The sequence below is a fragment of the Corynebacterium sp. CCUG 51687 genome, assembly GCF_024453995.1.
Taxonomy (GTDB): domain Bacteria; phylum Actinomycetota; class Actinomycetes; order Mycobacteriales; family Mycobacteriaceae; genus Corynebacterium; species Corynebacterium pseudogenitalium.
Genome location: NZ_JAGPYT010000009.1, coordinates 22,420 through 35,549, shown reverse-complemented (window position 1 = coordinate 35,549; position 13,130 = coordinate 22,420). Strand labels below are relative to the sequence as shown.

Here is a 13,130-nt window from a genome sequence, read left to right as displayed (position 1 = left end):
TCGTGTGGTTCTTTATGCGTTGACATGTGTCCCCCCTGTTTGGTGGCAGTGGTGTTTTGAGTGTGATAGATCACGTTTTTGTTGCATACTTTGACAGCTTTTGTGAAGCTGCTGGTCAGGGGGTTTTTGGGGGTTGTGGGGTGTGGTGGTGTTTTTGTGGTGGTGGGGGTGTAGTGGACTACTTTCAGGGAGATTTTTGTGATTGAATAAATGTCTGTCAGTTTGTGGATCCGTGTTCAGATGGTCTTCAGGCTGCTTCGAATATCTCCTACGATTTTTAAGGATTGAGCCGTTGCAAAACGCACATCTTAAGAAGCGAATCATGGCCGGCCTGATTACAGGCGTCATGGCCGTTAGCACCGTGCACGTTGCTGCGCCGAACGCAAGCGCAGACATTGCTGTTACAAGCCAGTACGATCAGCTCTCCCAAGAAGAACTGCAGAAGGTCTTTGAAGGCCAGCAGATTTGGAAGGAGAAGGTCCCGCACGGCCAGAACGCTCTCGGCCTGCTGGCTACCCAGTACGGCCCGGGCTGGTGCATCGACTGGGGCGTCGATAACCCATGGAACAACCCGAAGGGTTACTCCTTCCGTAAGCTGACTGGCCAGTCCGGCCGCTACGGCGTTGGTAACCGCATCAACCCGGATGTTGAGAAGGGCGCCATCAACCTGATGAAGGCCGTTCTCGAGGACCAGGAGAAGGGCGACATCGAGGGCGTTAAGCGCAAGATGATGTACATGCAGGCGTTGGTGTCCAACAACCTTGCATACCTCAACGAGGTTCGTCCAAACCTGATGGGTGACGCGATGTTCACCCAGCTCACTGGTTTCGAGATTCGCTACAAGCGCGTTGATCGGGCAAACCCGGGGCCTAACTACTACCTCGTCGTCAACGAGCAGGCGATGCAGAAGATTCGTAGCTCCGTAAAGGCCAGCGAGTACATCGTTGTTCTGATGCCGAACAACTACAACCTGAACTTCAGCTGGAGGCGTGAGTACACGTCCCAGCGTCTGATCACGCCGTACCAGCCAGGTCTGGAGAAGCCGAAGCCGCCACAGCCGCAGGAGCCTCACTACACGAACACGACGGTGACGCTGCCGAAGAGCACAATTACCACCGTCGTGACGGTCCCAGAGACGACCGTCACCCGCTGGGAGGAAATTCCGCCAACCACGAAGGTGACGACCGTAACGAAGCCGGCGGAGACGAAGACCACCACGGTCACTCACGAGCCGTCGACAGTTACGACGACCAAGCGTGAAAACGGCAAGGACGTCACGGTCACGAAGACCATCACGCCGGAGCCGTCGATTGTTGAGACGGTTGTTCCAGGCTCGACGGTCACCAACACGACGACCGTTACTGAGCGCCCAGTCGTGACCACGGTCAAGGAGCATGTCACCCCGACGACGGAGACCCACTACACGACCGTCCCAACGACGGTTGAGGTCACCCCGTCTGACGTCACCGAGACGAAGACCGAGCAGTCCACCGTTACGACGACTTCCACGAACGTCAACGTTCAGGAGATCATCAAGGAGTACTACACCCGGATCGAGAAGGAAGTCTACGAGATCCACAACACGATCGACATCCGTCACAAGGACGAGAAGAAGATCCTTGACATGGGCGATCTGAAGAAGCAGGGCTACTCCTGGCGCATCACGAAGGGCGAGGACCTCGTGATCGTGGATCGCGATAAGGACAACAACCTGATCATCAAGCCGAAGGATGACTTCAAGGGATCCGGTGTTGTTGAGATCGTCGTTACCGATGAGAACGGCAACGAGTACATCTACGAGCTGCAGATCAACGATCGCACTGGTGAGGTCGAGCACCTCAACAAGATCGTGAACAACTACTTCTACAACATCAACCAGGGTGGCTCTGATCGCACCAAGATCATCACGCTGGACAAGGGTGACAAGGTAGAGGTTCTCGAGGGTGGCGACATCGCGACCGTGAAGGACGATGGTGCTGGCAAGCTCATCATCATCCCGAAGGACAAGGATGTTCACGGTGAGGTGATCGTCAAGATCACGTCGAAGAACGGTGAAGAGAAGCAGAACATCATCACCATTGAGAACATCAACTCCACCTACAAGGTGACCCGCGAGATCCTCAACACCTCCGTGGGCTTCGTTGAGCGTCGTGGTGGTACCAAGTTCGAGATCACCTCCGACGAGAACAAGGTCATCAAGGAGATCGTCGAGGACGGCGACAACTGGAAGATCGTTCCGAACGAAGGCGCTGAAGGCGAAGCAACCGTCACCTTCACCGACAAGGACGGCCGCACTTACGAGTTCACGTTCATCGTCAAGAAGGACGTGAATGCTGGCCCGGACATCCGTGACCGTCTCATCAACCCCGATGGCAAGGTCGAGATCGAGCGCCGCGACAACTACACCATCAAGATTGTCAGCGGCGAAGACTACGCGAAGATCATTGAAGAGAATGGCAAGTGGGTCGTGAAGCCGACCGACGCAGCTGCCAATAACCTTCAGGGCAGCCTTGTCGTCGTTCAGGTGAACGACGACAAGGGTGAGCTGAGCAACATCTGGAACATTCAGATTAACCCTGCTCTCAACCAAGACACCTTCGAGAAGCGCGTGCTGAAGCGTGAGACGGTTGATCGTTCGTACATGACGATTAACGCTGGCAACGCCACGAACAACAACCTCACCATCACTGAGGGTGAGGACTTGGTCGTCAAGGATGAGGAGAATACGAAGACCAACGACAACGGTGACACCACCGATTTGCGCTTCCGCTTCAAGCCGGGCACGAAGGGCCAGGTCAAGATCCAGGAGACCATGCGTTGGCACGACGTAGAGAACCTCCCTGAGGGCTCTACCCCTGCCGGTGGAACGAAGACGGACAAGGACGGCAAGCGGTACGTTGACCTTGTCATCACCGAGTGGGTTGTTGATGTCGAGCCGGGTCACGTCCAGGAGCTGAACCACGAGTTCACCACTGACAACGATCTGACGATTCAGGGCACCGACCTCAAGCTCACCAAGGGCGAGGAGCTGCTGAAGTCGAAGCCTGAAGAAGGTTCCATCATGAAGCTGGAGCCGAAGCGTGAGGCAGAAGGCACCGTTGTCGTCGAGAACCGTACGAAGGACGGCTACGTCTTCGAGCGCTACACCATCAACTTCAAGCCTGGTCGTGACTTGAACAAGGTCATCAAGCGCGTGATCACGACGGATAGCACCGCGAAGCTGGCCCGCTACGAGAACGACAAGGTCTTTAAGGTCCTCGAGGGCACCCTTGCTGACGGTAAGGACATCACCAGCGAGTTCAAGAAGTACTTCAAGTACTCCGAGGAGACGAACGAGTTCCAGCTCGTGCCGCTCGAGGCAGCAATCGGTAAGGTCTTCACCTTCCAGATCGCTGACGACCGTGGCGTGTACGCGAACTACGAGTTCACCGTCGGCGCTGGCGAGAACAAGAGCAACCGCACCTTCGAGATCCCTGAATCGTCCGAGTTCCGCGTGCTGCAGATCAACCCGAACACCATGGTGTGGGTCAGCGGTTCCGAGAACTTCACGACGAACGTTCAGGACAGCGGTTCTGTCGACGGCAAGAGCAACAAGATCTCTGAGTGGGTTGCAAAGCCTGTGAAGGATTCGGCTGGCAAGTCGGGCATCGTGCAGGAGGTTGACCCAGACGGCAACGTTGTCAACCGTTACACGCTGAACATCACGGCGCCGAAGGTCCGTAAGTTCGATGAGGTTCAGAAGGGCGCTCTTGTTGGTGAGACGCTGACCATCGAGAAGAAGGACAAGGACAACACCTTGGCCATCGTCAAGGGTCGCGACCTTCTCACCGACATCAGCGCTGATAACTCCGTCTTCACTCCGACGGACAAGGCTGCAAACCAGTCTGTGGTTGTTGAGGAGTACAACGCCAACGGTGACCTGGTGACTCGATACACCATCTCCGTCCTGCCAAAGGGCTGGTCCACCTCAGAGGGTGCAAACATTGCCGACCCGAACAAGCTCTTCATCATTAAGAAGAACGAGAAGACCGGCGTCATCACCATCGAGCTCAACCCTGACTCTGGCGTGAAGCTTGACCTGAGCAAGGTCGACTTCGACATTGTCGGCGGTAAGGCGACGAAGGAGTTCAAGGACGGCAAGTGGATCATCACCCCAGAGAAGAATGGCAACCTCACCATCGTGCCGATCTTCCCGAACTCTGCTCAGGGTGCTCCAGTCGATGTTGAGGTAAATGTCACCGCCACGAACGAAACCAAGGGTTCCTCGAACGCGAACTTCAAGGACCCGAAGTGCATCGCTGGTCTGGTCGGCATGGCGTCGCCACTACTGCTGCTGATCCCGCTGGGCATCCTCTCCCAGGTCCGCGTTCCGGGTCTCGAGAACCTGAGCGCACAGGTCAACGCAGCCATCAAGCGCGCTAACGATGACATCCAGCGTGGCCTGGGCATCTACGATCGCGACCGTGCACAGACCGCTGCTGGTCTGCAGGGTGCGTTCCAGGTAGCGAACCCACAGATGATCGGCCTCGCAGGTGGCGCCCTCGGTGCCATCACCGCCGGCCTGATCATCATGGACGTCGTCCTGCGTAGCTGTGGTGTGGACGAAGCAACGTCCTCCTACCAGCTGGGCAAGGCAACCGGCAACCAGACCCTGATTGACGGTTCCTCCAAGACGGGCAACAAGGTCGCCGAGGAAGCAAAGCCTTCCGAGGACAAGCCAGCGGAGAACAACTAACGTTGACTCCGCCTCAGGCTGAGGCCAGGGCATAACAAAACCCGGCCCGCACACCACACGGTGCGCGGGCCGGGTTTTCTCTTGCAGTAAAGCGAATCGGCTACTTCCGCTTCTTCGGCAACGCCATCAGCGCCGCACCCATCGAAACCAGCCACGAATCCTTCGCCAAGGAAAGGCCATCGTGGGAAGGACGGATGCCGTCGTCCTCGGTCATGGCGTCGTTGTTGAAGTACATCGTCAACATGCCAGCGCCAAACGAGCCAAGGGCCGCACCGGCGAGACGGTTGCTCACAAAGGGGGCGAGCAGCGCGCCGGCCACCGCAGCCTCAGAGACAGCGAGACCCTTGCCGAACTGCTCCGGATCCAACTTGCCAAGCGCAGGGATGCCCGTGGCAGCCATGCCCTGGAGGCCCTCGGCGGCTTCACGGTTGAGGCCGAACTTGCCCAGGGCAGAGTTCAAAATGAAAAGCCCCGCCGGTACGCGCAGGGCAACGGATGCAAGCTTCGCAGATGTAGACATAGTGTGCTCCTTCAGTGTTGGTAGATCGCAATGCGAGTTGACGCATCAACAATGGGCGCGAGTCTACCAGCCGAGGAATTCACGCGCAGAAGGGGAGCGCACCAAAATCACTAACTTCGAACGACCGGTCGGGCGTTTCCCCAGTTCGCCAAACGCCCAAGGGGGAATTTGGTGCGCAGGCCAAGCATCACGACACCACATTTCCGAATTTCGAAAAGGCGCCGCGGCGTTTCCCCAGGTTGTCAACTCCACGAGGGGGAATTTGGTGCACTCCCCCTCACCTCAGTGCCAAAGCACGCAACCCCCTCTTCACGACCTGGGTTTTTACCCCCTCCCGCAACAAGAATTGCGTCCTTTGGCACTGGCATCCCCTGCCCAGACACCAAATTCCCGAATTTCGAAAAGGCCCGCAGCGCTTCCCCAGCTCACCGAACCCCCAAATAGGAATGTGGTGCCAGGGACCAGGCCCCAGCGCCCACACACCCCTTACAGCGCCAGCTCTGGGTGGATGTCCTTGTCGTTGAGGATGCGACGCTTCCACATGCCCCACGCGCTGATCAACCACGCGGCCACAGCTAGCAACGTGAGCACCACGATGGCGCGCAGCAGGCGCGGGTCCTCGGCGTGGGTGCCGAAGAAGGCGACGCGGATCATATCCACGGTAAAGCGCATCGGGTCCCAGGCGTGGACCCACTGGATGAACCCTGGCTGCACTTCGGGCGGGTAGAGGCCGTTGGAGGCCACCAGCTGGAGGGACATGAGCGCCATGGTGACCAGTCTGCCGGTGGCGGGGCCGAAGACCATGTTGATGGCGAGGATGATCGACATGAACACCCAGGAGCCGAACCACAGCACGCCGAAGAGGCCGAGCGGGTGCTTCGGCTCGACGCCGATCGCGACGACCTGCACGAGCCACAGCAGCACGGCCTGCACGAAGCCGACGATCAGGGACGGCAGCAGGGTGTGGGCGACCATGCGGAAGGGGTTGGTGCCGGAGTCGATGACGCGGCGTGAGAACGGCGCGAGGATCATGTAGAGCACCAGGCCGCCGATCCACAGGGAGAGGGACAGGAAGAAGGGGGAGAGACCCTTGCCGAAGAAGGTGAGTTCGTCGCCGGTGTTGTTGTGTACGACGGGGTTGCCGGCGGCCTCGGTGGCTTTCTCGAGGCGGTCGCCTTCCCAGGTTGGGGCTTTGTCGGCGCCTTCGTTGAGTTTGAGGCTGAGTTCGCCGGTGCCGTCGCTGAGGGTGACGAGGCCGTCGTTCAGGTCGTTGAGGCCGACGACGAGCTGGTTGGAGCCGCCCGCGAGTTTGGAGGTGCCTTCGGCTGCGGAGTTCGCTCCCACGACGAGGCGGGAGGAGCCGTCCTTCAGCTTGCCGACGCCCACCACGAGCGTGCCGGAGCCGTCGTGCAGCATCTGCAGACCCTGGGCGAGCGTTTGCGCGCCGGAGACGGCTTGCTCGACACCGGCGCGGTACTTGGCGGTGGGGTCGTTGAGCTGGGTGGACAGCTCTTGGGTGCCGTTGCGCAGTTTGGTCAGATCGTTGATCATCTGCGGGTTCATGGCGACGAACTGGTCGGCATTGAGCTGAGCTTTCAGGCCGCGCGCCTGGTTGGCCAGGTCGGAGGCGCCGGGAACTGGGGTGGCGTCGAGTTGGCGGATGGCCTGGTCCAGGGTGGCGTTGATGCTGTTGAAGGTGTTCTGGGCCACGTTGAGCTGGTCCGTGATGGAGGTCAGCTTGCCTACACCGCCGGCGATGGCGGCTGCTCCGGCGCCGAGCTGGGCGGTGCCGTCTTGGAGGGCGGTGAGGCCGTTGGCAAGCTTGTTGGCGCCTTGGGAGGCTTCGCCGAGCTTCTCGTTGAGCGTGTTGGCGCCCTGCTGGAGTTCGCCGATGCCGGAGTCGAGTTGCTGCGCGCCGTCGGCGAGCTTCTTGATGCCGTTGTCGAGCTCCCCGACGCCGCCGTCGAGCTTCCCGGCGCCGTCCTTCAGCTTGCCGCTGCCGTCTTTGGCTTTGTTGGCGCCGTCATCGAGTTTGCCGGCGCCGTCGGCGGCTTTCTCCATCCCTTCGTGAATGGTGTTGAAGCCGACGAAGAGCTGGTTGACCACCTCTTTGCTCACGCTCTCCGAGATGACGGAGCTCATGATCATGGTCACCTGGTTGCCGAGCATGGTGGGGATAAACCCGTTGGTCTCGTTGAGGGAGATGTTGAGTTTCGCCTGGTGGGGGTTTTCGGACTTGACGGATTCGGCGGCTTCGGAGAAGTCGCTGGGGATCTCCACGCCGAGGTAGTAGGTGCCGTCGGCAACGCCCTTTTGGGCTTCCTCCGCGCTGACGAGGCGGAAGTCCATGGGTTGCTCATCCATGAGCTCTTCGACGACGGTCAGGCCGTGCTCACCCTCGTCGGAGTTGACCAGGGCGACGGGCATCTTGTGCAGGTTGCCCAGCGGGTCGTAGTAGGACCAGACGAACAGCCCGCCGAAGAGCAGCGGGATGAGCGTGATGGCGATGATGGCGAGCGGCGGCAGTTTGCCGTGACCGAACTTTCGGAAGTTGCTGCCGATGTGCAGCCCTGCGATCATAGGTCCTCCTTGTTCACGCTGTTGACCAGCACTGGTTTGAGTGCTGCGACGTCGCGCAAGTTGTCGATGAATTCTTTGCGCAGCTCAAAGTTGCGCAGCTGGTCGGGGTCGTCGACGATGATGAGTGGCGCGTCTGGCCGCGCGATGAGCGCGAGCAGTACACGCAGCCGCATCCGGTCAACGATGCTGAGGTCGCCGATACCGAGCTTGAGTTTGTCCTCGTCCAGGTCGAATTGGAGTGGCTCCAGCCAGGGTTCGACAAGTTCGTGGCCGAGCAGGTCACGCGGGATGCGCCGGAAGAACGGCAGCTCCCAGGAGATCTGCTCCCGGATGATTTCCTTCGTTGGAACGGAACGCTCGACGGAGTCTATGAGCGGGATGCCGGCCAGAGCGATCTCGGGGAAGCGCTGGCGGGCGGTGGTGGGCTCGTCGAAAAGTTCGATGGTGCCGCTGTGTGGTTCGTAGCGGCCGGCGAGCGCCATACTCAGTGTGGACGCGCCGGACTCGCGCGGCGATGTGACCAGCGTGAACCCTTCGCCAACCTCGAGGTTGACCGGGTTGTTCCCTGGGCGCACGACGACGTCGACGGCTCGTAGGATGCAGTCCATTGAACACCTACTTTGGTTGATTTTCGTTGCAGAATGGTGCTAAGCGTAGGATTGACTATCAGTTAATGTCAAGCGGAAAGGAAGCACCATGCGGGCCGATGCGAGACAGAAACGCGAACAGCTTATCCGGGCAGCGGTGGAGAACTTCCGAACCCGCCCAAACTCGGAGGTCACGCTTGGTGAAATCGCGGAGCACGCGGGTGTGGGCATAGCCACGCTGTACAGGCATTTTCCGACGCGCGCCGACCTACGCCAGGCGTGCGCCCTCGAGTTCATCGACGTGCTTGACGCGAAGCTGGGGGACACGCTGGCTAAGTTTGACAGCGCCCCGGAGGAGCAGTGGCGCGCCTTTATTTGGGCGTGCGTGGACTCCGGGATCGGCATGCTGGTGGCGGCCCTGGCGGACGAGCCGCCGCACGCCCTGGAGCCCACGGTACGGCAGCGGCGCGACGAGTTCTTCGCGCACGTCCAAGAGCTGCTGGACCTCGCCGCCGCTCACGGCCTCGTCGACCCAGCGCTGACCCCCTCCGAGATCGCCGCCGAGCTGATCGTGGTCACCCGCCCGATGAGCGCGAACCTGCGCGACCTCTTCCCAGACGTAAAGACCCGCCTGGTCAACCACCTGTTGCTGGCGTGGCGCGTGGACGCCAGCTAGCAGCTACTTTGTGGCGCGGCGCTGGTCTTCGTCGAGGGCGTCGAGGGTGCTGAACTGGTCGTCGGCGGAATCGGTGGAGTACACCAGCGTGGCCGTGCCTTCAGACGTGCCCTCAGTCGCGTCTTCCCGCAGCGCGTGCTTCGGCTCGTGGTTGCGCTCCTCGAGTTTTTCGCGCAGGTAGAACTCCCACAGCGCCCAGCCGGCGGCTGCGAGCGCGCCCGCGCCGAGGGAGGCGAGCAGGACTTTCGAGCCGGTCCCACGCTTGCGCGCCTCCTTCTTCAGCGCGATCTGGCGGGCCTTGCGGTCAGGGGCGGTTGCGGCGTGGAGGGCGCGGCGGGCGTCGATACGCGCGTGGCTGGCGCGGGTGACTTTGCCGGCCTGCTGGCGCGCGGCGTCGTAGATCCCCTCGAGCTGTGGCACGTCGGCGAGGTCGTGGAGGTCGTCGATGTTGTCGTCTTTGATGGCTTCGGTGAGTGCTTCGTAGACGTCGCGCTGCTGCTTGCTGTTGAGTTCGCGGAAGTAGTTCCAGGCGCCGCTGATGCCGCGCAGTGCGAGTCGTGCAGTGGTGAGGTTCATGTGTGCTCCTTCGTTGTGTTCTTTCCCAACCACCCTAGCGGGCTGCACCGACATGTGCCCCCACAGTCCGCGCGAAGTAGACCAAGCGGTTCAGTTTTGGGAAATATTATTCACATTTCGCAGGTCGCTGACCTGTGACAATACATCGCGATACGCAAAAGTAGTTGTGCACCCTTGCGGCCAGTCTTAAATTTCATTGCACCCCATCAACAGGAAGCAACAGAAGGCAGGTGAGTCAGGTGCGGCAGGCAACGTTGGAAACGCGGATCTCGGCGTCGGCACCGTTGGACGGCATCGAGGAGGAGCTCGCACCACGCGCGCAGCGGGCACGCACGGCACTCAGCTTCGAGGTGATCCCGCCGCGTCACAGCGCCGACTCCGCCAAGCTCGACGCCCTCATCCAAGGGCTCGCCGCCTACCAACCCGACTACGTGTCGGTCACCAGCTCGCACCGCAGCGACTGGTTGGAAGGCACCGCCCGCCTCATCGAGCGCATCGCGCAGACCACGAGCATGCGCCCCATCGCGCACCTCGCCTGCACCGCCGGCACGCCCGACGAGCTCGAGCAGTGGATCACCCAGCTTATCGACGCCGGCGTCCGCGGATTCCTCGCCCTTCGCGGCGACATCCCAGCCGGACTCGACCGCCTGCCGGACACACACCTGCAGCACGCAACGGACCTGCTCAACCTGATCCAGGACGTCGCCGACGCCCAGGCCTACCGCCTCGCCGCCGGCAAGCTGGCGCTGTCGGTGGCCTGCTACCCGCGGGGACACGCGGAGAGCACCAGCGACGACCAGGACCTGGACGTGTTGCTGGCGAAGCAGCGCCTCGGCGCCGACTTCGCCATCACGCAGCTGTTCTTCGACGCGCAGGACTACCTCAGCTTCGCGGAACGTGCCCGGCTCGCCGGGGTGCGCATCCCGCTGATCCCCGGCATCATGCCGATGACCAGCGTGAACCGGGTGCGCAGGATGGGCGAGTTGTCCGGTGTGGCACCCCCGGTGGACGTCATCAAGCAGCTTGAAGCCGCGCGGACACCGGAGGAAGAGCACCAGATTGGCATGCGACTCACCGTTGCATTAGCGCGCACGATTCTGCAGGCCGGCGCCGGTGGCCTGCATGTTTACACACATAACGACTTAGCAGTAACACGTGAACTATTGAAAGGACTCAACCTGTGAGCACCGTAGCATTCCCCACCACGACCATCGAGGGCTACCCGAGGATCGGCGCGCAACGCGAACTGAAGCGCGCCCTGGAGTCCTACTGGTCCGGGCAGATCGACGCGGACACGTTCCGCTCCACGACGCGCGCCCTGCGCATCGATACGTACAACCACCTGCGTGACCTCGGTCTCTCCGAGCCCTACGCCATCCCGGCGGACGTCGCCCTCTACGACCACGTCCTGGAGACCGCGCTGACCGTCGGCCTCGTCGCCGGCGGCACCGACCTTGACGAGGAGTTCGCGCTCGCCCGCGGCACCGCCACCCGCGTGCCACTGGAGATGACGAAGTGGTTCGACACCAACTACCACTACCTCGTGCCCGAGGTCGCCGCTGGTCAGGAGATCACGCCGGTGCCGGACCGCATCGTGCGCATCGTGGAGGAGGCCCGCGAGGCCGGCCACCAGATTCGCCCGTACCTCGTCGGCCCGGTCACGCTGCTCGCGCTGTCGAAGCCGGTGGAGTGGTCCCTGCTCCCGGCCCTAGTCGAGGCATACGCCCAGGTCTTCGCGGCGCTGCACCAGGCTGGTGTGGAGTGGGTCCAGGTCGCCGAACCGATCGTCGTTGCTGACGTTGATACCCCGGACACCGATATCGCGCGCTACCTGGGTGAGGCATGGTCGACGCTCCTCGGCGCCGACGCCCGCCCGAGCGTCTACCTGACCACCCCATACGGCGCCGCCGACGCCGCCCTGCCCGTCCTCGGCGAACTGAAGCCCGAAGCCCTCCAGGTCGACCTGTCCCCATGGACCCTGCAGGCCACCCCGGACTACGTCGAGCAGGTCCGCACCCACGTCGCGCCCGAGACGCACCTCGTCGCCGGACTTATCGACGGCCGCAACGTCTGGGCCGCCGACCTCGCCGAACGCACCGAAATCCTCACCACCCTCGGCGCCACATCGGTGACCACGTCCACCTCGCTGCAGCACGTGCCGCACACCCTCAAGGCCGAGCGCAACCTGCCCGTGGACGTCGCCACCTGGCTCGCCTTCGCCGACGAGAAGATCGCGGAAGCCCTCGCCCTGAGCGCCGGCCCGCAGGACGCCGAGGTCGCGTTCGCCGCATCCGCCCGGGTCGCGCGCACCCGCGCGGAGTCCCCGCTGCGCCACGACGAGGCCGTCGCGAAGCGTCTTGGCACGCTTCCTGCAGGTCAGGTGCAGCGCCAGCCGCTGTTCGCCGAGCGCCAGCAGGCTCAGCGCGACGCCCTGAACCTCCCCAGCTTGCCGACGACCACCATCGGCTCCTTCCCCCAAACCCCCGAGATCCGCCAAGCCCGCGCCGCACACCGCAACGGCACACTCAGCGACGCTCAATACAAGGAAGCGCTGCAGCAAGAAATCAAGCAGGTCATCGAACTGCAAGAAGAAATCGGCATCGACGTCCTCGTCCACGGCGAAGCCGAACGCAACGACATGGTCCAATACTTCGCCGAACTCCTCGACGGCTTCGTCGTCACCGAAAACGGCTGGGTCCAGTCCTACGGCTCCCGCTGCACCCGCCCACCAATCGTCTACGGCGACGTCTCCCGACCAGCCCCAATGACCGTCGAATGGGCCACCTACGCCCAATCCCTCTCCAACAAGCCGGTCAAGGGCATGCTCACCGGCCCAGTCACCATCCTGGCCTGGTCCTTCAAACGCGACGACGTCCCCCTGTCCGTCTCCGCCGACCAAATCGGCGCCGCCCTCGCCGACGAAGTCCGTGACCTCGAGGAAGCCGGCATCAGCATCATCCAAATCGACGAGCCAGCCCTGCGCGAACTCCTCCCACTCCGCGCCAAAGACCGCCCGTCCTACCTCGACTGGGCCGTCCGCTCCTTCCGACTCGTCGCCGTCGACGCCAAACCGACCACCCAGATCCACACCCACCTCTGCTACTCAGAGTTCGGCCAGATCATCGAAGCCGTCGCCGGCCTCGACGCCGACGTCACCTCCATCGAAGCCGCCCGCTCTCGCATGGAGCTGCTTGCCGACATCGACGAGACCTTCCACTCCGAAATCGGCCCCGGCGTCTGGGACATCCACTCACCACGCGTCCCCTCCGTCGAGGAGATCGTCGAGCTGCTCCAAGCAGCACTGCGTCACGTCCCAGCCGAACACCTCTGGGTCAACCCCGACTGCGGCCTGAAGACGCGCAAGTATGAGGAAGTGGAGCCCTCGCTACGCAACCTGGTAGCCGCACGCGACGCGGTGCTCGCCCAGCGCTAACACCGGACGAGGGGCGTGGAGGG

The 13,130-nt window shown here is 62.0% G+C and carries 8 protein-coding genes; 4 read left to right on the top strand and 4 right to left on the bottom strand.

Translation table 11 applies throughout. The features are described from left to right. The first annotated feature begins 292 nt into the window (after positions 1 to 292). The gene (locus KBX13_RS08825) at positions 293 to 4,735 is read left to right on the top strand and encodes a hypothetical protein (RefSeq protein WP_256021766.1); all 4,443 of its coding nucleotides are present in this window, start codon (positions 293 to 295) and stop codon (positions 4,733 to 4,735) included. 100 nt (positions 4,736 to 4,835) lie between these two features. Here the strand turns inward: KBX13_RS08825 and KBX13_RS08820 are convergent, their stop codons facing one another. The 3 genes from KBX13_RS08820 to KBX13_RS08810 all read right to left on the bottom strand — a co-directional run bounded on the left by KBX13_RS08820 (position 4,836) and on the right by KBX13_RS08810 (position 8,443). After that, positions 4,836 to 5,255: a hypothetical protein gene (locus KBX13_RS08820; RefSeq protein ID WP_256001460.1), complete on the bottom strand. Its 420-nt coding sequence runs from the start codon at positions 5,253 to 5,255 to the stop codon at positions 4,836 to 4,838. A gap of 486 nt (positions 5,256 to 5,741) precedes the next feature. Beyond that, positions 5,742 to 7,835 carry a YhgE/Pip domain-containing protein gene (locus KBX13_RS08815; RefSeq protein ID WP_256021764.1) on the bottom strand — a complete coding sequence of 698 codons (2,094 nt, stop codon included), beginning with the start codon at positions 7,833 to 7,835 and terminating at the stop codon, positions 5,742 to 5,744. Further along, entirely contained in the window at positions 7,832 to 8,443 is a 612-nt protein-coding gene (locus KBX13_RS08810; protein ID WP_256021763.1) for a hypothetical protein, read from the bottom strand. Before KBX13_RS08810 ends, KBX13_RS08815 begins: the two co-directional genes overlap by 4 nt. An 88-nt stretch (positions 8,444 to 8,531) precedes the next feature. On the opposite strand from KBX13_RS08810, the gene KBX13_RS08805 reads away from it, so the two are divergent. Next, positions 8,532 to 9,098, top strand: coding sequence for a TetR/AcrR family transcriptional regulator (locus KBX13_RS08805; RefSeq protein ID WP_256021761.1), 567 nt, complete (start codon positions 8,532 to 8,534; stop codon positions 9,096 to 9,098). Between the two features lie 3 nt (positions 9,099 to 9,101). Here the strand turns inward: KBX13_RS08805 and KBX13_RS08800 are convergent, their stop codons facing one another. Beyond that, positions 9,102 to 9,674, bottom strand: coding sequence for a hypothetical protein (locus KBX13_RS08800; RefSeq protein ID WP_256021759.1), 573 nt, complete (start codon positions 9,672 to 9,674; stop codon positions 9,102 to 9,104). Positions 9,675 to 9,913: 239 nt separating this feature from the next. Between KBX13_RS08800 and KBX13_RS08795 the strand changes: the two genes are divergently transcribed. Both KBX13_RS08795 and metE read left to right on the top strand, forming a co-directional pair. Next, positions 9,914 to 10,858: a methylenetetrahydrofolate reductase gene (locus KBX13_RS08795; protein ID WP_370687331.1), complete on the top strand. Its 945-nt coding sequence runs from the start codon at positions 9,914 to 9,916 to the stop codon at positions 10,856 to 10,858. Next, positions 10,855 to 13,107, top strand: a complete 2,253-nt coding sequence (gene metE / locus KBX13_RS08790) for a 5-methyltetrahydropteroyltriglutamate--homocysteine S-methyltransferase (RefSeq protein WP_256021758.1) — start codon at positions 10,855 to 10,857, stop codon at positions 13,105 to 13,107. Before KBX13_RS08795 ends, metE begins: the two co-directional genes overlap by 4 nt. Positions 13,108 to 13,130 lie beyond the last annotated feature (23 nt).